The sequence below is a fragment of the Acinetobacter sp. AB03 genome, from assembly GCF_058107045.1.
Map to the genome: position 1 here is coordinate 1,258,927 of NZ_JBUEBA010000002.1, position 21,690 is coordinate 1,280,616.

General features: G+C 41.0%; 21 protein-coding genes. 14 read left to right on the top strand and 7 right to left on the bottom strand.

Annotation, left to right across the window (positions count from 1 at the left end; all coding sequences use genetic code 11):
- Positions 1-56 precede the first annotated feature (56 nt).
- A complete protein-coding gene (locus tag ACY3FQ_RS06460) occupies positions 57-293 on the bottom strand; it encodes a hypothetical protein (RefSeq protein WP_004696541.1) in 237 nt (78 codons plus the stop codon).
- Between the two features lie 493 nt (positions 294-786).
- Positions 787-2,073, bottom strand: a complete 1,287-nt coding sequence (gene brnQ, locus ACY3FQ_RS06465; protein WP_279044890.1) for a branched-chain amino acid transport system II carrier protein — start codon at positions 2,071-2,073, stop codon at positions 787-789.
- 349 nt (positions 2,074-2,422) lie between these two features.
- Here brnQ and map point away from each other — a divergent pair, with 349 nt between their 5' ends.
- Positions 2,423-3,217 carry a type I methionyl aminopeptidase gene (gene map, locus ACY3FQ_RS06470; protein WP_005400725.1) on the top strand — a complete coding sequence of 265 codons (795 nt, stop codon included), beginning with the start codon at positions 2,423-2,425 and terminating at the stop codon, positions 3,215-3,217.
- 302 nt (positions 3,218-3,519) lie between these two features.
- On the opposite strand, the gene ACY3FQ_RS06475 is transcribed toward map, so the two are convergent.
- Both ACY3FQ_RS06475 and ACY3FQ_RS06480 read right to left on the bottom strand, forming a co-directional pair.
- Positions 3,520-4,428 (bottom strand): LysR family transcriptional regulator, encoded by a 909-nt coding sequence (locus tag ACY3FQ_RS06475; RefSeq protein WP_004981950.1) that lies wholly within the window; start codon positions 4,426-4,428, stop codon positions 3,520-3,522.
- Between the two features lie 111 nt (positions 4,429-4,539).
- Positions 4,540-4,971 carry a phosphohydrolase gene (locus tag ACY3FQ_RS06480; protein WP_279044891.1) on the bottom strand — a complete coding sequence of 144 codons (432 nt, stop codon included), beginning with the start codon at positions 4,969-4,971 and terminating at the stop codon, positions 4,540-4,542.
- Between the two features lie 62 nt (positions 4,972-5,033).
- Here ACY3FQ_RS06480 and ACY3FQ_RS06485 point away from each other — a divergent pair, with 62 nt between their 5' ends.
- On the top strand, positions 5,034-5,360 hold the full coding sequence (locus ACY3FQ_RS06485) for a hypothetical protein (protein ID WP_168158834.1): 327 nt from the start codon (positions 5,034-5,036) through the stop codon (positions 5,358-5,360).
- Positions 5,361-5,402: 42 nt separating this feature from the next.
- On the opposite strand, the gene glnG is transcribed toward ACY3FQ_RS06485, so the two are convergent.
- Positions 5,403-6,884: a nitrogen regulation protein NR(I) gene (gene glnG, locus ACY3FQ_RS06490; RefSeq protein WP_004696552.1), complete on the bottom strand. Its 1,482-nt coding sequence runs from the start codon at positions 6,882-6,884 to the stop codon at positions 5,403-5,405.
- A complete protein-coding gene (gene glnL / locus ACY3FQ_RS06495; protein WP_004696555.1) occupies positions 6,871-7,980 on the bottom strand; it encodes a nitrogen regulation protein NR(II) in 1,110 nt (369 codons plus the stop codon). The genes glnG and glnL overlap by 14 nt, the downstream gene beginning before the upstream one ends.
- Before the next feature lie 351 nt (positions 7,981-8,331).
- Here glnL and rimO point away from each other — a divergent pair, with 351 nt between their 5' ends.
- The 12 genes from rimO to lpxA all read left to right on the top strand — a co-directional run bounded on the left by rimO (position 8,332) and on the right by lpxA (position 20,682).
- Positions 8,332-9,675, top strand: coding sequence for a 30S ribosomal protein S12 methylthiotransferase RimO (gene rimO / locus ACY3FQ_RS06500; RefSeq protein WP_004981943.1), 1,344 nt, complete (start codon positions 8,332-8,334; stop codon positions 9,673-9,675).
- 43 nt (positions 9,676-9,718) lie between these two features.
- Positions 9,719-10,447 (top strand): UMP kinase, encoded by a 729-nt coding sequence (gene pyrH, locus ACY3FQ_RS06505; RefSeq protein ID WP_004696558.1) that lies wholly within the window; start codon positions 9,719-9,721, stop codon positions 10,445-10,447.
- A 79-nt stretch (positions 10,448-10,526) separates the two neighbouring features.
- On the top strand, positions 10,527-11,081 hold the full coding sequence (gene frr / locus ACY3FQ_RS06510) for a ribosome recycling factor (RefSeq protein WP_489773726.1): 555 nt from the start codon (positions 10,527-10,529) through the stop codon (positions 11,079-11,081).
- Positions 11,082-11,089: 8 nt separating this feature from the next.
- Positions 11,090-11,842 (top strand): polyprenyl diphosphate synthase, encoded by a 753-nt coding sequence (gene uppS, locus ACY3FQ_RS06515; RefSeq protein WP_058951731.1) that lies wholly within the window; start codon positions 11,090-11,092, stop codon positions 11,840-11,842.
- Between the two features lie 3 nt (positions 11,843-11,845).
- Positions 11,846-12,670, top strand: coding sequence for a phosphatidate cytidylyltransferase (locus ACY3FQ_RS06520; protein WP_205667927.1), 825 nt, complete (start codon positions 11,846-11,848; stop codon positions 12,668-12,670).
- Complete coding sequence (ispC, locus tag ACY3FQ_RS06525) at positions 12,671-13,867, top strand: 1-deoxy-D-xylulose-5-phosphate reductoisomerase (RefSeq protein ID WP_263507220.1); 1,197 nt, start codon at positions 12,671-12,673, stop codon at positions 13,865-13,867. It begins immediately after the preceding gene.
- Between the two features lie 2 nt (positions 13,868-13,869).
- Positions 13,870-15,225, top strand: a complete 1,356-nt coding sequence (gene rseP, locus ACY3FQ_RS06530; RefSeq protein WP_004696568.1) for an RIP metalloprotease RseP — start codon at positions 13,870-13,872, stop codon at positions 15,223-15,225.
- Between the two features lie 90 nt (positions 15,226-15,315).
- On the top strand, positions 15,316-17,805 hold the full coding sequence (gene bamA / locus ACY3FQ_RS06535; protein WP_489774395.1) for an outer membrane protein assembly factor BamA: 2,490 nt from the start codon (positions 15,316-15,318) through the stop codon (positions 17,803-17,805).
- 33 nt (positions 17,806-17,838) lie between these two features.
- Positions 17,839-18,333 (top strand): OmpH/Skp family outer membrane protein, encoded by a 495-nt coding sequence (locus ACY3FQ_RS06540; protein WP_263507217.1) that lies wholly within the window; start codon positions 17,839-17,841, stop codon positions 18,331-18,333.
- 3 nt (positions 18,334-18,336) lie between these two features.
- The gene (gene lpxD, locus ACY3FQ_RS06545) at positions 18,337-19,404 is read left to right on the top strand and encodes a UDP-3-O-(3-hydroxymyristoyl)glucosamine N-acyltransferase (RefSeq protein ID WP_263507216.1); all 1,068 of its coding nucleotides are present in this window, start codon (positions 18,337-18,339) and stop codon (positions 19,402-19,404) included.
- Between the two features lie 7 nt (positions 19,405-19,411).
- A complete protein-coding gene (fabZ, locus tag ACY3FQ_RS06550; RefSeq protein ID WP_010326983.1) occupies positions 19,412-19,897 on the top strand; it encodes a 3-hydroxyacyl-ACP dehydratase FabZ in 486 nt (161 codons plus the stop codon).
- Positions 19,894-20,682, top strand: coding sequence for an acyl-ACP--UDP-N-acetylglucosamine O-acyltransferase (gene lpxA, locus ACY3FQ_RS06555; RefSeq protein WP_004981924.1), 789 nt, complete (start codon positions 19,894-19,896; stop codon positions 20,680-20,682). The genes fabZ and lpxA overlap by 4 nt, the downstream gene beginning before the upstream one ends.
- Positions 20,683-20,741: 59 nt before the next feature.
- Here lpxA and ACY3FQ_RS06560 read toward each other — a convergent pair whose 3' ends face one another.
- Positions 20,742-21,587, bottom strand: coding sequence for a YbgF trimerization domain-containing protein (locus ACY3FQ_RS06560; RefSeq protein ID WP_263507215.1), 846 nt, complete (start codon positions 21,585-21,587; stop codon positions 20,742-20,744).
- Between the last annotated feature and the right edge of the window lie 103 nt (positions 21,588-21,690).

A 21,690-nucleotide genomic window follows, 5' to 3' on the forward strand; every position in this document is an offset into this window, starting at 1 on the left:
GTTTTTTTAATTTTTATACTTTTACAAAGGTGGATGACTAATCATCCACCTGTTTGCTAGTCAATTGACTGTGTGGCCTTTCGGAATTTTTGATCGACGACTGCCCATAAATAAAAGGCAAATGATACGACGATAGCGTAAGCAAAATATTCAGCTTTAAGGTTACCTTGAATTAAGCCATGCATGATCATAATGACCATTAGGGCAATGGTGGTACTTAAATACGTCACCATATTCTTGTTTGCCTTCAGAGCGTTAATGAAGACTTGCTTGTTGAAATGTAATGATAACATCTCCATCCCTCCTTGAGTTTTTGACTAAAAACCAATGTGTTTAGTCGGATTAGTTCTTAATGTTGTACTGCTAAAACTTGCGTTGATCAAGAGCAAAAACAACTATTTTTCAGAGAAATTATGTTATACCAATCAGAAAATATGTATGTAGCATTTTTTTAGTGAATAAATAGTATTTCGTTACGGTATAAGATGACAAATAAATGATGTATGTAAGCTTATACATAGATTGTATAAAGCAATATTGATGCCATGAATGGCTTGCTAGGGCAGGCTTTAAAGAATTCTTTATTTTCTAATATTAAATTTATAAGAGATATGAAGGTGTTGATATACGACTTTAGCGGTGTATATGAAATGTGTCAGTATGTACAAAAACTGATGTAGAAAGAAATGAAACAATATGTGTCCATTTGGATAAAATGTGACAAATATTGATCATGCTTAAAATCAGGTTTGGGTAAAACCAGATTTTAACAACATCAGTTTTTGCTTACTTTTTCACTTTGTCGATTACAACGGCAATTACAAAAACCACTAAAGATGGGATAAGCCATGCAAGGTTTTGTTCTGCAAGAGGTAAGTGAGTCAGCGCATACGGCAGTTCAAAGTTCGCAACTTTTAAACCGTCTAGAAGACCAAAGACCAAAGACACTGCGGTAACAGGTGCAATCACTCGGCGAGGATGATTAAAGAATTTCCAGCCAAAGCTCAGCATAATCACCACAATTGCAGGTGGATAAATTGCACTTAAAACAGGCACAGAAAAGGCGATGAGTTTGGTTAAACCTAAGTTTGAAATAATGAAAGAGAAACCAATCAGAATGAAGACCCAAACTTTATAGCCAATTTTAGTGATCGAACTGAAATATTCAGCACATGCACAGGTCAGGCCAATCGCAGTGACCATACACGCAATGAAAATCATACCTGACAGGAAAAATGAACCTAAGTCACCAAATGCATGTTGAACATATGCATGCAGGATCACTGCACCATTGCTCGCATATGCTGCGACTTCGTGACTTCCGAGACCAAGTTTAAATAAGCTGAGGTAAACTACAGTTAAACCAATACCAGAAATGATACTCGCAATAACCGCATAACGTGTAATCAGTTTAGGGTTGCTGACACCGCGTGAACGAATTGCTTGAATAATTACAATACCAAAAACCAAAGCACCTAAAGTGTCCATGGTCAAGTAACCATTTACAAAACCTTCAGAAACAGGGCTGTCGATATAATTATTGATGGCTGGCGGAACGAAACCCGTTGGAATCATCATCGCCGCAATGCCAAGGATGGTCAAAGATAAAATCTTTAGTGGCGAGAGTACATAGCCAACCGTGTCTAAAATCTTGTTTGGATACAGTGAAATGAGGGTGACTACACTAAAGTAGATTGCACTGTAGATCAGCAAGCTGCTGCTTGATGTTCCAAGATAAGATGAAAAACCAATTTCATAAGAAACGGTTGCAGTACGTGGTGTCGCAAAGAGTGGTCCGACAGTTAGGTAACACGTAATGGTTAAAATGAGACTGGCTATTTTACCCAAAGGTGAACTTAAAATTTGAATCGAACCTTCGACACGTGACAGCGCAATAATGGTGATTACAGGTAAGCCTACAGCAGTGATTAAGAAACCAAAAGCTGCTAGCCATACATGCTCACCCGCTTGTTGAGCCACAATCGGTGGAAAGATAATGTTGCCCGCACCAATGAAGAGTGCGAAAGTCATAAAACCCAAAGCAACAATATCCCGAGTACGCAGACTTGTCATAAAAGGGAGATCGAGTTGAACAAAGGGGGACGATTTTAGTGCATAAGTGTTTTTTTGGCTAATTTATTTCATGGGTAGTATTAAATTTTTTTATAAGATGAAAAGTGAATATATCAACTTGTAAAAAGTAGGTTGATATATGTGATTGATTATCCATTTTAAATAGAAAAATTATAAATATAAAAAGCTTGAGGCGCTATTTTCCTAAATTAAAAGTTGTAGTGCAAATGCTTTAAAATTACACAAATTATTTAGAGGTCAGTTGTTGAAGGCTAGCCTAAGATTTAAGTTTGAACAAAAATATTGAGAAAAGGTCTATACTTGCGACTTCATAATTGAGGATATTTCAATGCGTGGCTTAAATGTGAGCATAAAAACTGAACAAGATGTAGAAAAACTTCGTATATCTGGTCGTTTGGCTGCCGAAGTTTTAGCGATGATTGGTGAACATGTAAAGCCGGGTGTTACGACTGAATATCTGGATGATATTTGTCATGACTTCATTGTAAATACCTTAAAAGTGACGCCTGCCAATATTGGTTATCATGGCTATACCAAAACCACCTGTATTTCTCCAAATGAAGTGGTCTGTCACGGTATTCCATCGCCGAATGTTGTACTTAAAGATGGCGATATTATTAATATTGATGTGGCGATTATTAAAGATGGCTACTTTGGTGATACCAGTCGTATGTACTATGTGGGTACAGTGAAACCGGAAGCCAAAAAGCTAGTCGATACGACTTATGAGGCGATGGTTGCAGGTATTCATGCTGTGAAGCAAGGTGCGACGCTTGGTGATATTGGTTATGCCATTCAAACTGTTGCGCACCGTGAAGGTTATAGTGTGGTACGCGAGTATTGTGGTCATGGTATTGGCAAAGTTTATCACGAACAGCCAAGCGTATTGCACTATGGTCAACCAGGTAAGGGGATGCAGCTTAAAGCGGGCATGGTGTTTACGATTGAGCCGATGATTAATATGGGCAAAGCACATGTCAAAGAGCTCAAGGATGGTTGGACAGTCGTGACTGCCGATAAGTCTTTAACTGCGCAGTGGGAGCATATGGTACTCGTGACTGAAACTGGTTTTGAGTTACTATCACCTTGGCCTGAAGGTACGGGCAGTTATCCAGAAATTTAAGTTGATGTTTTGTCGTTGATTAAATTTTAGACTTTGGTCTAGCTTTGTGACTTAAAAGCTAAATTAAGTCTTAAAAGCAATCACTGATATTTCTGAACCCCTTTATTTATCGGGTTTTTGATTTTATATGATTAAAACTTATACATGCAAGCTATTGGTCTAGACTTCATTTTGTCACTAAAATTGTTTCCAAGATACTCGCTGTAGTTTCTTATTTTGAAAGTTTATGAGCTTATCCACCTCGGTTAAGCTCTTTTTTTTGCCTCATGGATTGGCTCAATGTCATTGAGCATGTGTAGAGTTTAAAGTGATTTATTTGAGCTAAGGTGTTCAATTAAATAGTCAATAAACACGCGGACAGCAGGCAATAAACCACGACGTGAAGGATACACCGCATGAAAAATACCGTGTGGTGCTTTCCAGTCGGGTAGGACACGAACCAGCTCACCACTTTTCACCATATCTTGTACGATGCTGTCTGGAAGTAAGGCAATGCCGCAGTTTTTACGGACCAGTTGAGCCAACATACTCAAATCAGAGCCCATCACGACAGGGTTTACGCGTATTTTCTTTTGTTGCTGCGCATCATTATGCACGATGATATGTTGATCTAAATGCTCATCAACCATACTCAGTATATGATGTTGGCTTAAATCTTCAGGTTGTTTCAGTTCGCCAAATTCATTTAAGTAGGCTTGGCTGGCAAATAAATGCTGCTCGATATTTTCAAATTTACGAATTACCAAACTTGGATCATCGTCTAAATTGGAGCGAACCCGCAGCGCGATATCAAAACCTTCGTTAATAATATCCACACGGCGATTGGTCACCATCATTTGCACTTTAATTTCGGGATAGGTTTTTAAGAAGCTTGGTAAAATGCGTGCAATTTCGTTTTGTGCAATCGATACTGGCAGGCTGAGTTTAATGACACCACGCGGTTGTAAGCTGAGATGATCGACCAAGTCGTGTGCGGCTTGTGCAGCATTCATCATCACTTGCGCATGACGGTAAATGTTCATACCAATATCGGTCACTGCGAAATGTCGAGAGCTGCGTTGAATTAGCCGTACACCCAAACGTTCTTCGAGGTTATACACACGTCGACTGAGCTTGGATTTAGGAATATCTGTTGCGCGTTCGGCTGCGCTAAAACCACCATGTTCAACCACTTGAGCAAAACAATAAAAATCATCTAAATCGCTTAACATTCACCATGTCCATTTGTGCAACGATAGGCTTAATTAAAAAGTGATCGTTGCAATTTGTCAATTTTGAAATTGTAGAGATTTAATTGAAAATACTCAGTTATTTTAAGGGTTTCACTGAGTTTTCGCTTGTTTGAGTATTTCAAGCACCTCTTTATATTCTTCAAGTCGTGCAAAGTCGCGTGCTGTTGGGTTGTTTATGCGCGAAAGGTTCATATTATCGAGTACATCAACATATTTTACTTGGGTTGCAAGAGGGTTTAATGTAGTGCGCTTAGCCGCTTGCAAACGTGATTCACCTGTTTGTTTGGTCAGTGCTTGTATGGATTGAATGATCTCGGCACTAAAGCCAAGCGCTTCTAAGTCTTCAGCAGTCGTTGCGGTGTCTTCCAAAATGTCATGCAACACTGCAATGATTTGTAGGGTAGGATTGGAAAATTGCAACATGAGGCGAAGTGGATGCAAGATGTAAGGTTGTCCGCCCTTATCGAGTTGCCCCGCATGTTGGGTTGCAGCCAGTGCAATGGCTTTTTCTAAAGTCGACATGATTATTCTAGGTACTTTATCCTATGCTAAACTTCGCAGCATCTTTGTTTAAAAACTAAATTATGACTTATCAATTGATCCCACTAGACTGTGAAGCGACAGATCCCGTAGCGTGTCCACACTGCCAACAACAGGTAATTGATTGGTCTCATGAACAATACGTTCAGCCTTGTGAACATACCTTATTTATTGCGATGGACATTGGTTTTGAATATATCACAGATGAATTTGAAGCGACCATGCAGCGCAGTGTTGATGATCTCCATGCACATGATGATCAAGTGATTATGTTTGAAGAGTTAACTCAAGCCAGTTACCCAAATTTTATCATGTTAAAAGCACCACTTGGTGTTGAAGGCTATTCACGCTATTTAGGCTTTACGGCTTAATAAATTAAAAGCGCCATTGCGGCGCTTTTATTTGAATCTGTCTTAGTTTTCTAAAGCTTCTTCTTCACTTTCATCGTCTGCGGTATCCATACCTAGCTCTTTAAGTTTACGCGTAAGGGTGTTACGCCCCCAACCGAGTAACTCAGCCGCATGCCGTTTACGGCCACGGGTTTGTTGCAGCGCAGCAATGATCAATGTGCGTTCGAACATTGGGGTTGCGATATCGAGGATTTTCATCTCGCCATTTTTCAGCTTTTGCACAGCCCATTGACCCAACAACTCATCCCAATGGTGGACTGCAATCCGATCTAAGTTTTGCGCGGCTTGCGCATCTTCACCTGAGCGGGTAATTGGAATTTGCTTCAGCTCTGATGGTAAGTCTTCAGGATAAACTTCACGTCCTGTAATCATGACCGTTAACCAGCGGCAAGTGTTCTCGAGCTGACGTACGTTTCCTTGCCAAGGTAACTGTTGCATATATTCTTGCGTTTCAGGGCGAAGGATTTTAGGGCTTACGCCTAATTCTTTGCCTGCGCGTGCCAAGAAGTGCTGCGCCAACATAGGGATGTCTTCGCTACGATGCGCCAGTTTTGGAATGTGAATGCGAATCACGTTTAGACGGTGATATAAGTCTTCACGGAAGCGACCATCATGTACCAATTTTTCTAAGTCTTGGTGCGTTGCCGCGACAATACGTACATCTACTTTTACCGGGATATGCCCGCCGACGCGATAGAACTCGCCATCAGCCAGCACACGCAGTAAACGTGTTTGCGTTTCAAACGGCATATCGCCAATTTCATCTAAAAACAGTGTTCCGCCATTGGCTTGTTCAAAGCGACCTTGGCGCTGTGTATTGGCGCCAGTAAATGCACCTTTCTCATGACCAAAAAGCTCTGTTTCAATTAGGTCTTTGGGAATCGCGGCCATGTTGAGTGCAATAAAAGGTTTGCTGCTCCGTGGTGAGTGGCGGTGTAGCGCATGCGCAACTAACTCTTTACCTGTACCAGATTCACCATTAATTAACACTGTAATGTGTGATTGAGACAAACGACCAATCGCGCGGAAGACTTCCTGCATAGCAGGAGACTCGCCAATGATTTCGGTCGATTGAATCGGTGGTACCGTTTTTGCCGATTCTTGCTGCTGCATTTTGGTGATGTGCAAAATCGCACGATTCACTAAAGCTAAGGCTTCATCAATATCAAAAGGCTTGGGTAAATACTCAAATGCGCCTGTTTGATAACTTGAAACAGCAGACTCTAGGTCAGAGTGAGCCGTCATAATAATGACAGGTAGATCAGGATAGTTGGCTTTAACTTTCGCTAAAAAAGTTAAGCCATCTATGCCGGGCATACGAATATCGGTCAAGATCACATCGGGTGCATCTAAACTGAGTTGGTCTAAAGCAGATTGAGCTTCTTCAAAACTTGTGACGTCAAAACCTTCTTCTTTGAACGTTTTTTCCAGCACCCAGCGCATGGCGCGATCGTCATCAATTACCCATATTTTATTTCGCGACATGGTTTAACTCCCAAGGTATATATAAGCTAAAAGTTGTTTTTCCGGGAACAGATTGGCATTCAATCATTCCGTTATGTTGATGCATAATATTTTGCGCAATACTTAAACCTAGTCCTGTGCCTTTAGCACGACCCGTGACCAGCGGGTAAAACACAGATTCTAAAATTTCTTCTGGAACGCCCGGACCATTGTCTTCGATATCAATCCGTACCACAGAGCGTTGCAGTACACCATTGATGGTCACTAAACGTTGAATACGGGTGCGTAACATTAGTTCAGGTTGGTGGTCGACAAAGAACTCTTTATTTTCAGTCATGGCTTGCACTGCATTGACGCTAATGTTCAACATGACTTGTATCAGTTGATCACGATCGGCCATCACTTCAGGTAATGACAAATCATAATCACGGGTGATCTTAATTTTCTTTTTGGTTTGGTTGGTAATGAGTGAGCGAACACGCTCTAAAGGCTCATGTACATTGACCAACTCATAACTGGGTAGCTGACGAGAACCAAGCATGGTGTCTGCTAAATTACGTAAGCGATCGACTTCACTGATAATAATGTCGGTGAACTCGCTATATTGAGGATCATTGAGGCTACGCGCTAACAGTTGTGTAGCGCCGCGAATTCCGCCCAACGGATTTTTAATTTCATGTGCAACACCACGAATCAGTTGGCGTGCGACCTGATGCTGTTGTAAGAAGTTTTCTTCCTTGGAAATTTTGAGCATCCGATCAATCGGATTGATCTCAATTAAAAGCAAAGGATGATAGGGTTTATTTGAATTTAGCTGTGACACGGTATAGTCAACATGAATATCTTTAAAGTTGACCTTTATAATGGCTTCACGACGGGTGTAGTGTTGTCCCGAGTTTAGAGTATTGAGGAGTGCTTCTTCTGTATTGAACTCATCATTGGGTGCATGGAGTAAATTAAGCGCAGGTTGGCCAGAGGCACGTAAAAGACTGATATCAAATAATGCTTCGCAAGAGGAATTTAAGTAAAAAATATTTAATTTACTGTCGACCAATAAAATCGCAGTGGTCAAATTGTCCACTAAAAGGCGATAGTCGATAGAAATAGGGTGATCCATTAGCGAATGTATCCTGTATTAAAATAGCGCAATGGCATCTTGATAAAGCATTAACCGTTCCAAATAGCGGACTGAATTGATGCAAATAAAGCAAAATGCACGCCAACTTTGATTTTGTATAGTGAAATGAGCACACTTTTTTTGCGGAATGCGCTGTAAATGAACGATTAGCTAAAGATATAGCGGATTCTAAAAATCAAGTAAACTGAAAGTGACTTAAAATGGTGCGTTATGTTAATTCTACTACAGTGTTGGTTTTATTTTGGTGCATTAAACAAAGAGTGTAGAATCGATCTGTTTTTATAAACAGAAAAGACATACAATACGCGCATTCTAGTGGAGCGCAGATTCATGAAATCCCCCAAAGTCGGTTTTGTTTCTTTAGGTTGTCCTAAGGCATTGGTTGATTCCGAACGAATTTTAACTCAGTTGAAGACTGAAGGTTATGATGTAGCATCAGATTATGATGGTGCGGATTTAGTTGTTGTAAATACCTGTGGTTTTATTGAATCTGCAGTGCAAGAGTCTTTAGATGCCATTGGCGAAGCCATGAGTGCGAACGGTCGTGTAATCGTTACGGGCTGCCTAGGTAAAGACGAAGACAAAATTCGCCAAATGCACCCAAATGTCTTAAAAGTGACAGGGGCGGCTGCATATCAAGAAGTGATGGAAGCCGTGCACCAATACGTGCCTGAGCCACCAAAACACAACCCATTTATTGACCTTGTTCCAGAACAAGGGATTCGTTTAACGCCGAAGCATTATGCGTACTTAAAAATCTCAGAAGGGTGCAACCATCGTTGTACCTTCTGCATTATTCCAAGTATGCGTGGTGACTTAGTGTCTCGCCCAGTCGGTTCTGTTTTAGAAGAAGCGGCTGCGCTTAAACGTGCCGGTGTAAAAGAAGTACTCGTTATCTCCCAAGATACTTCTGCTTACGGGCTCGATACCAAATACAAATTAGACTTTTGGAATGGTCAACCTGTTAAGACGAAGTTCTATGACATGTGTGAGGCCTTAGGTCAACTGGGTATTTGGGTGCGTTTGCACTATGTCTATCCATATCCACATGTGGATGCAGTGATTGACTTGATGGCACAAGGCAAAATTTTGCCTTATTTGGATATTCCATTCCAACATGCAAGTCCAAAAGTTTTAAAATTAATGAAACGACCTGCACATAGTGAAAATACACTTGAGCGTTTAAAGCTGTGGCGTGAAAAATGTCCTGAATTGGTGATTCGTTCAACCTTCGTTGTGGGTTTCCCGGGCGAAACTGAAGAAGATTTTGAGATCTTGCTTGAGTGGTTGAAAGAAGCACAACTTGATCGCGTAGGCTGCTTTACCTATTCACCTGTTGAAGGTGCGACAGCAAACGACTTGCCAGATCACGTGCCAGAAGAGATTAAGCAACAGCGTTATGAACGCTTTATGGAAGTGCAACAGGCGATTTCTGCTGCAAAACTTCAAAAGCGTGTTGGTCAGAAAATGACGGTGCTGGTCGATGAACTGGATGAAGAATTCCCAGTTGCGATTGCACGTTCATACGCAGATGCTCCTGAAATTGATGGCAATGTCTTTGTGGAAGATATTGATAAAAGCCAGATCAAATCAGGCGATTTGTTAGAAGTCGAAATTACCGATGCAGATGAATATGATCTGTATGCACAATTGATTTCGATTAAATCGAATTAAGACACAAATAAAATTTTAAAATTTAGATATTGGAGTTATTGCGATGTTGGATTCTAAAAAACCACGTTTTGAACGCATCTTACTGAAACTTTCTGGCGAAGCATTGGCTGGAAATAAAGATATGGGTATTGATGCTCAAGTACTTGATCAAATGTCTTTGGCTATTGCGCACTTGGTGGGTTTGGGTGTGCAAGTCGGGATTGTTGTGGGTGGTGGTAATTTATATCGCGGTAGTCAATTGCAAAAAGATGGTTTGGTTGGTCGTGTAACGGGTGATCAAATGGGTATGCTTGCAACCGTGATGAATGGTTTGGCATTACGTGATGCTTTGGTACGTCGTAATATCAAAACCCGTTTGATGTCAGCATTGCCAATTGGTGCTGTGGTTGAATCATACTCAAGTCGTGATGCGATTCGTCACCTAACACAAGGTGAAGTTTGTGTGTTTGTCGCAGGTACAGGTAACCCGTTCTTTACCACAGATACAGCAGCATGCTTACGTGGTATCGAGATTGAAGCCAACCTGATCCTAAAAGCAACGAAAGTTGATGGTGTCTACAACAAAGACCCAAGCAAATATGATGATGCCGTTAAATATGACACCTTAACTTTTGACCAAGTGTTAGATGAGAAATTGGGTGTGATGGATTTAACCGCGATTTGCTTGTGTCGTGACCACAATGTACCGCTTCAAGTCTTTGACATGAATAAAGCAGGTTCATTGCTTTCAGTGGTTATGGGCGAAAAAGAGGGTACTCACGTAACGAACTAATGTACGTGACCTCGAAAGCTCTTTATACTACACGCTATTTTAGAATTTATATCTTTTCGAATTAAGTAAGGAAGATCACATGATTAACGATCTTAAAAAAGACGCAGAAGACCGTATGAACAAGTCACTTGACTCGTTAGAGCACGGTTTTGCCAAGGTTCGTACAGGACGTGCGCATCCATCTATCTTAAACGGGGTAATGGTTCCTTACTATGGCTCAGATGTGCCATTAAACCAAGTGGCAAACGTGGGTGTTGAAGACTCGCGTACCTTGTTGGTTCAGCCATTTGAGCGCACCATGGTTGCGGCAATTGATAAAGCCATCCGTGAATCAGATTTGGGTTTAAATCCGATTACGGCTGATGCGATTCGTGTTCCAATGGCTGCACTGACGGAAGAAACACGTCGTGACATGCAAAAAGTTGCGCGTAACGAAGCTGAAAATGCAAAAGTTGCAGTACGTAATATTCGCCGTGATGTACTGGGCGACATCAAAGCATTGTTGAAAGAAAAAGAAATTTCTGAAGATGATGAATGTCGTGCATCTGATGATATTCAAAAAATCACAGATAAGTTTGTTGCTGAAATCGACAAACGTCTTGCGAATAAAGAAGCTGAGTTGTTGAAGGTCTAACTTGTATAATGACCGATTCAGAAGATAAGCTTACTCTTCCAAAACATGTTGCCATCATCATGGATGGCAACAATCGTTTTGCCAAAAAAAATGCAATGCAAAAGGGCGATGGTCACCGTGAAGGAAAAAATGTCCTTGACCCGATTGTTGAGCATTGTCGAAAAAGAAATATTCAAGCATTAACCGTTTTTGCTTTTTCGAGTGAAAATTGGAAGCGCCCTCAAGCTGAAGTTGATTTGCTCATGAAATTGTTGGAAGACACGATTCATGAACAGTTGCCTCGTATGCATCAATATCAAATGTCCTTACGTTTTATTGGTGATCGTTCTAAATTATCTCCGCAATTGCGTGACTTAATGTTGCATGCCGAACAAGACACTGCTAATTTCGACAAGATGACTTTGACCATCGCAATTAGTTACGGTGGGATGTGGGATATGGCGCATGCGGCTAAGCAGATTGCACTTGCTGTTCAATCTCAAGCGTTAGATCCTGAGCAAATTGATGAACATGTTTTTGGCCAATACGTTAGTTTGAGTGATTTACCCGCTGTGGATCTATTGATTCGTACAGGCGGGGATTTTCGTTTATCGAACTTTATGTTGTGGCAAGCAGCTTATGCAGAGCTTTACTTCACTCCGACTCTTTGGCCAGAGTTCAGTGTAGAAGAGTTTGATGACGCCTTGGCTGTATTTGGTGGGCGTGAACGTCGTTTCGGGAAAACGACGGAACAAATTCTACAAGATAAAATTGAGAACTAATAAATGTTAGAGCGGATTATAACCGCATTGGTTTTGGTGGCCGTTGTACTGAGTTGTATGTTTGCAACCCAGTCACACTATCCAATGTTTGTGCTGATGATTATTGCGGCAGGGGTTGCAGGCTATGAGTGGTTTAAACTCATGCCCCGTACAACAAAAAATGTTAATAAACCTCTAGCATGGGGTTTTGGTTTATTAAGTGCTGGCCTTGCTACACTTGCCTTATACTTTAACGATATTGCACTTCTACTTTGGGTTGCCTCTATCCTATGTTGGTTGCTAAGTCTGTATTGGGTTAAATCTTATCCAAATTATGATGCTTGGTATAATTCAACCCTTAAGGTGGTTGGGATTGTTCTGATATCTTCAGCTGTGACCGCTATTTTTGCACTCTGGAAGATGTCTCCATGGTGGCTGATGTACCTGTTTTTATTGGTTTGGGGTGCTGACAGCGGGGCATATTTTGTTGGGCGTAAACTGGGTAAGCGTAAACTTGCACCTGAAGTGAGTCCAAATAAATCGTTGGAAGGTCTCTATGGTGGTGTGATTACGGCCATGATCATCGTGGTCGCTGTTGAAATCCTCTATTTAGATTTAACGTACGCGCAGCATTTATTATTTCTTATCTTATCTGTAGTCACTGTATTTAGCTCGGTGCTCGGTGATTTATTTGAATCTATGATTAAACGTCGTGCTGGAATTAAAGACTCAGGTCGTATTTTGCCGGGGCATGGTGGGGTGCTGGATCGCATTGACTCGCTACTGGCTGCTGCACCTATCTTTGCTGCGGGTGTATATGTGTTAAAACTTATTGGCGTAGATTTGTAAATGTCTCAATCTGTTTGTATTTTGGGTGTGACGGGCTCGATTGGGCAGAGCACCTTAAAAATATTGCAACAACATGCTGAACGCTACTCTGTGTTTGCTGTTACGGCACATAGTCGGATGCAAGAGCTTGTTGATATTTGTCAGCAGTTTCAACCTGAAATTGCAGTTGTACCTCAAGCTAAAGTGGATGAACTGCGCCAGCTCCTAGTCGCAGCCAATTTACAAAACATTGAAATTTTGGCGGATGAGGCAGGCCTCATCGCGGTTGCTGAACATCCGGAAGTGGATGTGGTGATGGCGGCTATTGTTGGCGCGGCAGGTTTAATGCCGACGCTAGCAGCGGTAAAAGCAGGAAAGCGTGTCCTTTTGGCAAATAAAGAAGCGTTGGTGATGTCGGGTGACATCATGATGCAGGCTGCTCATGACCATCAGGCTCTTTTGCTTCCTGTAGATTCTGAGCATAATGCAATCTTCCAATGCTTGCCGCAGACCTATTTACAAGCTGAGCGTCACGGAAAGCCGAAACTTGGAGTCTCTGGTATTCTTCTGACTGCATCCGGCGGGCCATTTCTAAAACATAGTTTAGATGAATTACACAATGTAACGCCTGCACAGGCGTGCAAACACCCGAATTGGTCCATGGGGCAGAAAATTTCGGTTGATTCGGCGACCCTCATGAATAAAGGGCTGGAGCTAATTGAAGCTTGTCATCTTTTTTCAATTGAAGAACATTTTGTTACAGTAGTTGTGCATCCGCAGAGTATTATTCATTCCATGGTGCAATATGTGGATGGTTCAACATTGGCGCAAATGGGAAATCCTGATATGTGTACGCCAATTGCACATGCTTTGGCATGGCCTGAGCGTATTCAAACCCATGTTCCAGCTTTAGATTTATTTAAAAATCATCAGTTGAATTTCCAAGCGCCAGATACGCATCGATTCCCTGCATTAAGCTTGGCACGTCAAGCGATGAAAACTGGGGGTACAGCCCCTGCGATTTTAAATGCAGCCAATGAAATTGCGGTTGCTGCATTTTTAAATCAACAGGTGGGGTTCATGGATATTCCTGCTATTGTTGAACACACTTTGAATACCATCCCACATCAAGCAGCAACACAACTTGATGTTATTTTAGAAGCCGATCGAAACGCACGTCATGTTGCTCAGCAATATGTGGTGAATATAGGAATTTAAGCATGAGCGCCTTGTTTATGATTGTTGCGGCAATTTTGCTTTTAGGCCCACTTATTGCAATACATGAGTTTGGGCACTATTTTGTTGCGCGTAAATTGGGCGTAAAAGTTTTAGTTTATTCCATTGGTTTTGGACCAACGGTTTTAAAGTGGACCTCTAAAAAGTCAGGTATTCAATATCAGCTTTCGGCATTGCCCTTGGGTGGTTATGTCAAAATGCTGGATGAGCGTGAAGGCGATGTTGCTGAAGAGGATGCGCCTAAAGCATTTAATCGTCAGTCACCTTGGAAGCGTATCGCAATTGTTGCGGCTGGCCCATTGATTAATTTGGCATTTGCCATTTTTCTGTTTTGGATTTTGTTTTTACCTGCACAAGAGCAGTTGAATACACGTGTGGGTAAAGTGCTACCTAATACCCCTGCGGCACAAGTTCAAATGCAAGTGGGCGATAAAATTACCGCTGTTGATGGCTTAACGACACCCACTTGGGAAAAATTGAATTTTGCCTTGGTCGATCGTGTGGGTGAAACGGGATCAATCCAAATTCAGGCCGAACGTGCGGGACAAGTTAAAACGTTTAGTTTACCTATTCAAAACTTCTTGAAAGATCAAACACAGTCTCCGCTTGATGTTCTGGGTTTTACGCCTTATCGACCAAAAATTCCTGCGGTTGTGACTAAGTTGAGCGAAGATGGTGCAGCCATTCGTCAGGGTATGCAACAAGGTGACAAAATTGTCGCGATTGATGGCATCAAGATGAATGATTGGTTTGATGTGGTACAAGTGGTTCAAGCCTCACCTGAGAAATTGTTAAAAATTGATGTGCTTCGTCAAAACCAATTGGTACAACTTGAAGTGATGCCGCAAGGTAAACGTGACAATATGGGCAAGGTTTCTGGTGTCTTAGGTGTACAAAGTGACCCTGGGAAAATCAGTATTCCTACAGAATATAAACAAACGATACAATATAATCCTGCCGAAGCCTTCATGATGGCGGTGGATAAAACCGGTCAATTGTCGAGCATGATTTTGAACTCGATTGTAAAAATGGTGCGCGGTTTGATTGGTCTAGACAACCTATCAGGACCGATCACGATTGCCAAAGTCGCAGGACAAAGTGCAGAAATGGGTTGGCAAACTTTTATCTCATTTATGGCACTGATGAGTGTAAGTTTAGGGATATTAAATTTATTGCCTATTCCTATGCTTGATGGTGGACATTTGGTCTATTATTTTATAGAACTAATACGTGGTAAACCTGTTTCTGAACAAATACAATTGGTTGGTTTAAAAATTGGTATGGTATTGCTCGGAAGTATGATGCTTTTGGCACTATTCAATGATTTTATGCGTTTGTAAAAAAGCGTAGATACGGAATTAAATTTTACATCGGAAAAAACTGGCATGCAGCACACACATTTATTTATGCCTTTGGCGCTCATCAGTGCTATGGCAACAGTACAACAAGTATATGCAGCAGAAGATTATATAGTACGTGATATTAAGGTTGATGGACTTGTTCGTTTAACGCCAGCAAATGTCTATGGAATGATTCCGTTGAATAGTGGGGATCGTGTGAGCGATGCAGCACTTGCCAATGCCATTCGTAGTTTATATGCAACAGGTTTGTTTGATGACATTAAAACAGAAAAGCAGGGTGATACGCTGGTTTTCAAAGTTGTCGAACGCCCACTAATTTCTAAAGTTGAATTTAAAGGTAATAAACTCATTCCTAAAGAGGCCTTGGAAGAAGGCTTGAAGAAGATGGGGATTACCGAAGGTGAAGTGCTGAAAAAATCAGCACTACAAACGGTTGAATCTGAGCTTGAACAACAGTACATGCAGCAAGGTCGGTATGATGCTGATGTAAAAGTTGTGACAACGGCGAAGCTGAACAACCGTGTAGACCTTACTATTGAGTTTGTTGAAGGTAAGGCTGCAAAAGTCGTAGATATCAATATTATTGGTAATACCGTATTTAAAGAAAGCGAAATTGAACAAGCGTTTGCGGTAAAAGAGAGTGGTTGGACATCCATTATTTCACGTAATGACCGTTATGCACGTGAAAAGATGGCTGCAAGCTTAGAGTCTTTACGTGCACTTTATTTAAATAAAGGCTATATCAACTTTAATATTAATCACTCAAGCTTAAATTTAAGTGAAGATAAAAAGAATATTTTTGTTGAAGTTTCAGTGGATGAAGGCGAACAGTTTAAATTTGGCGAAACCAAATTTTTGGGCGATGCTTTATACACGCCAGCAGAGCTGAAAGCTTTACAAATTTATAAAGATGGCGATATCTATTCACAAGAAAAAGTGAATGCGGTTAAACAGTTGCTTCTACGTAAATACGGTAATGCAGGTTATTACTATGCAGAAGTGAACGTCGTGCCTCAGATCGATAAAGAAACTCATCTGGTGGATTTAAATTATTACGTGAATCCAGGTCAGCAAGTGACTGTGCGTCGTATTAACTTTACCGGCAACACGAAAACTGCGGATGAAGTATTACGTCGTGAAATGCGCCAAATGGAAGGTGCACTCGCAAGTAATGAGAAAATTGATTTATCTAAAGTTCGTTTAGAGCGCACAGGTTTCTTTAAGACTGTAGATATCAAACCTGCACGTGTTCCGAACACAGCCGACCAAGTTGATTTAAATATTAATGTAGAAGAGCAACACTCGGGTACCAGTACCTTGGCAGTTGGTTTCTCGCAAAGCGGCGGTATAACCTTCCAAGCGGGTTTAAGTCAAACTAATTTCATGGGCACAGGTAACTCTGTTGCCATTGATTTATCCCGCTCAGAAACACAAGATTATTACAACCTAAGTGTGACGGACCCGTACTTTACGATTGATGGTGTACGTCGTGGTTATAACATGTACTACCGTAAAACCAAGTTGGATGAAGACTATAACGTCAACAACTATGTGACGGATAGTTTTGGTGGTGGTATCAATTTTGGTTATCCAATTGATGAAAACCAAAGCATTAGTGCGGGTTTAAACATTGACCAAACTGAAGTCACCACAGGTCCGTATGTATCGACCTATGTGCGTGATTACTTGCTGGCACATGGTGGTAAGGCAACTGGCAAAGCTGAAGATGTTTGTATTGGTACTATAGAAAACTTGTATGAGGATCCTGCTGATCCAACAAAAATAACTGGTACGAAATGTAATGGTCAGACTGTTGATTATGATAATGAATTTAACGGTGATTTCCTAACGTATAACTTAAACTTGGGTTGGTCATATAACACTTTAAACCGTCCGGTGTTCCCTACATCTGGTATGTCGCATCGTGTAAATGGTGAAATTGCATTACCAGGTAGTGATGTTGAATATCAGAAACTGACTTATGATGCTCAAGCTTATTTCCCATTAGGTAAAGACTTCGTACTTCGTGGCTATGGTAAGTTGGGTTATGGTAATGACTTACCATTCTATAAAAACTTCTATGCAGGTGGTTTTGGTTCAGTTCGTGGTTATGACAACAGCACATTAGGTCCAAAATACCCTGGTGTTACCTATAGTGAATCCCATTCTAAGGATTATGATTTTGAAGAAGTCGGTGGTAATGCGCTGATTCAATTTGGTACAGAATTGGCTTTGCCTTTGCCATTTAAAGGGGATTGGACACGTCAAGTTCGTCCAGTGCTGTTTGCTGAAGGTGCGCAAGTGTTTGATACACAGTGTGATGTGCCATCTGGTAAGTTGTATATGTCTGGTGAGGCAAATGACCCAGGTGTAGATGCGAAACAATACTGTAAAGACAACTTTGGTTTTGATGTTTCTAACATGCGCTATAGCGTGGGTGTAGGCTTTACTTGGATTACGATGATTGGTCCATTGTCTCTTAGCTATGCATACCCATTGAATGATAAAGATGGCGATGAAACAAAGAACATTCAATTTGAAATCGGTCGTACCTTCTAAGGTCGACCTTTTCTCTACATGAAAGATATAAATATGAAAAAACTTCTTACAGCTTTAACACTTACAACATTAACTTCTACAGTGGTGAATGCTGCTGGTTATGGTGTGGTAGATCTTGAGCGTGTTGTTGAAAATAGCACCTATTTAAAACAGCAAAATTCGAGTTTTCAACAAAAAATTCAACCGCAAAGTACGAAGCTTGATCAACTTAGTAAAGAGCTTCAAGACTTACAACAGCGTTTACAAACAGGTGATAAGCTGAGCGCTACGGATAAGCAAAAAATGGTGACTCAGTATCAAAGCAAAATGAACGAGTTCAATACGTTGCAGCAAACCATGCAAAGCAGTGTGCAAAGCTCTATTCAGCAAGTACGTACTGTATTTGATGGTCGTGTAAAGCAGGTTGCTGAACAATTGCGTAAAGAAAATCAATTAGATGTTGTTTTGAATAAAAACTCAGCACTTGCCTATGACGCTAAGTATGATTTAACTGATAAAATGATTCAAAAGGTTAACGCAATTAAGTAATCAATGAATCCTCAACAGTATCGCTTAGAAGATCTTGCTCGTTTAGTCCAAGGTGAGTGTGTAGGTCAAGCTGATTTAATCCTTAAGGGATTAGCAAGTCTAGATTCGGCAGAGTCTAGACATCTTGCATTTGTAAATGGTGAAAAGTACTTAGAGCAAGCACAGCAGTCTAAAGCTGGAGCATTTATTGTTACAGCTGATCTGAAGGATCACTTGGTTGAACATCAAAATTTTATTGTTGTTGCCAATCCTTATTTAGCCTTTGCAATTTTAACCCATGCTTTTGAGGTTAAACACACTGAGCAGGGCATAGAAAGCACTGCGCAGATACATCCTTCGGCAATCATCTCAGATACTGCTTATATTGGACATTATGTGGTTATTGGTGCAAATTGCGTTGTTGGCGATGACACGATTATCCATTCACATGTCAGCATACATGATGGGGTTGAAATTGGCCGCGGTGGTTTAATTGAATCACATGTAAATTTGATGTCATGCAAAATTGGTGATCGTGTCCGTATTCATGCCAATACTGTGATTGGTAGTGAAGGTTTTGGTTTTGCCCCTTATCAAGGGAAATGGCATCGAATTGCTCAATTGGGTTCGGTCATCATTGGAAATGATGTACGGATTGGTTCAAATTGTAGTGTTGATCGCGGTGCATTGGATGACACAATTTTGGAAGATGGTGTCATTATTGATAACCTTGTGCAAATCGCCCATAACGCTAAAATTGGTGCCAACTCGGCTTTTGCTGCCAATACAGCAATAGCGGGTAGTACAACCATTGGCAAAAATTGCATCGTAGGTGGTGGGTCTGCAATTGCAGGGCACTTAAATATTGTTGATAATGTTACGTTAACTGGAATGTCAATGGTCACAAATAATATTTCTGTGGCTGGAACGTATTCTTCAGGAATTGGACTGTTTGAAAATCAAAAGTGGAAACGCACCGTTGTTCGTCTAAGACAATTAGCAGATGTGCCATTGACCCAATTGGTAAAAAAACTTGATCATATGCAGGCTCAAATCGAGTCCCTTGAATCAACAATTAAATTGCGTAAATAGAAATATGATGACTGAGTCGAATTCTACTAGTTTCACGAAACCTGAATTGCCAATGACGATTCAAACTATTCGTGAGTACTTACCACACCGCTATCCTTTTTTATTGGTCGATCGTGTTGTTGATGTGACTGAAAATGGAATTGTGGCGTATAAAAATGTGTCTATTAATGAAGAGTTTCTTCAAGGCCATTTCCCTAATTATCCAATTATGCCTGGTGTTTTGATTGTCGAAGCATTAGCGCAAGTTTCAGGTATTCTTGGTTTCATCATGAACAATGAGAAACCAAGTGAAGGTTCTTTGTTCTTGTTTGCAGGTGCAGAGAAAGTTCGCTTTAAAAAGCAAGTCGTTGCAGGCGACCAATTGGTGTTAAAATCAGAATTGGTCATGCAGAAACGTGGTATTTACAAATATAATTGTATTGCCACTGTTGACGGTGTAGTAGCAGCATCTGCGGAAATTATGGTTTCGCATCAGAAAATAGAGCAATCATGAGCAATAACGAATTTATTCACCCAACAGCAATCATCGATGCATCTGCCGTGATTGCAGCAGATGCTAAGATTGGACCGTATTGTATTATTGGTCCAAATGTCACTATTGGTGCAGGTACACAGTTACATTCGCATGTGGTGGTCGGTGGTTATACGCGTATTGGAGAGCAAAATGAAATTTTCCAATTCGCAAGCGTGGGTGAGGTCTGCCAAGATCTAAAATATGCAGGTGAAGAAACCTGGTTAGAAATTGGTGACCATAATAAAATTCGTGAGCATTGTAGTTTACACCGTGGTACGGTTCAGGATCACGGTATAACCAAGATTGGTAGCCATAATCTTTTAATGGTGAATACGCATATTGCACACGACTGTGTGGTCGGTGATCATAATATTTTTGCAAACAATGTCGGCGTGGCTGGCCATGTTCATGTAGGTGACTATGTGATTGTCGGCGGTAACTCGGGTATACACCAATTCTGTAAGATTGACTCTTATAGCATGATTGGTGGTGCATCATTGATTGTGAAAGATGTCCCTGCTTATGTGATGGTTTCTGGTAATCCTGCACATGCTTTTGCGATGAATGTTGAAGGCATGCGTCGTAAGGGTTGGTCTAAAAATGTGATTCAAGGTTTACGTACTGCATTTAAACTGATCTATAAAGAAGGTTTAACGACAGAGCAGGCTTTAGAACGTATCCGTGCAGAAATTTTGCCTGAAGTTGCTGAGGTACAGCTGCTTATTGACTCGTTAGAACAGTCAGAGCGTGGCATTGTGCGTTAAGCTTATTCCAAAGATAAAAAAAGACACTTCGCGTGTCTTTTTTTATATCTATAGAAAAATTATTTTTTAAAGAAAGAGGCCTCTTCAGACTTAGGATATTGCTTGAGGAGTTTGGCTTTGTATTGGTTAGCCTGAACCGTATTTTTATCCACTTCTTTGGCAATATTATAGAGCTGATAGACGGCTCGAGGCGCGCGCGAAGAGTTTGGATATTGGTTTGCCACAATCCCGTAGTTCTTTTTTGCTTCTGCATAGTTGGTGGGTTCAATCGCTAAATTAAATTCAGCTAACCAGAAATATGCATTGCTGATGTAAACACTGTTGGGGTTGTTTTTAATAAAATTTTGCATGGGTGCAATCGCTTTCTTCGCACCACCTTGCTTATAGGCATCCAATGCGACAGTATACGCGGCTTTTTCTAGCTCAGATGGCTCTGATGTGTTTTGCGTACTGACCACTACAGGTGCTTTGTTTACTGCGGCCGCGGTTGTGCTACTGCTGGCGTTGGTGATTGTGGTGTTACTGGGAGGAGTATCCTGTTGGTTATCCTCCGTTGTATTGCTCGCTTCAGGGTCTATTTTTTGCTGAAGTAACTCTAAGCGTTGATCTAGGTCAGCGTAACGGTTTTCCAACTCATGTTTGAGTTGAGCGATCTCGTTGTCTTGCTCTTCAAGTTTACCGCGTAAGCTACGCAAATCATTTTCTAATTGTTGGTTCTTTTGCATGATTTGCCAATTAATATTGGTTGCTGTTGCACTCGCACCTGTGTCTACTGCGACGCTGGTTGGATTGACACTATTGTTCGTTGCTTGACTTAAGCCGCGAGATTCAATTGGAATATTGGCGAAAACAGGCGTTGTGCAAAGTAGGGTGAGGGCACATAGGCTATGCTTCTTTAGCATCATAAAATATCCGTGTTATAAGGCTTTGATGGGGAAAACATCAAACGAAATTCATTTACCCCATTAAAAACGGCAACGTTATGAATTGCAATAAGCTTTTACATTG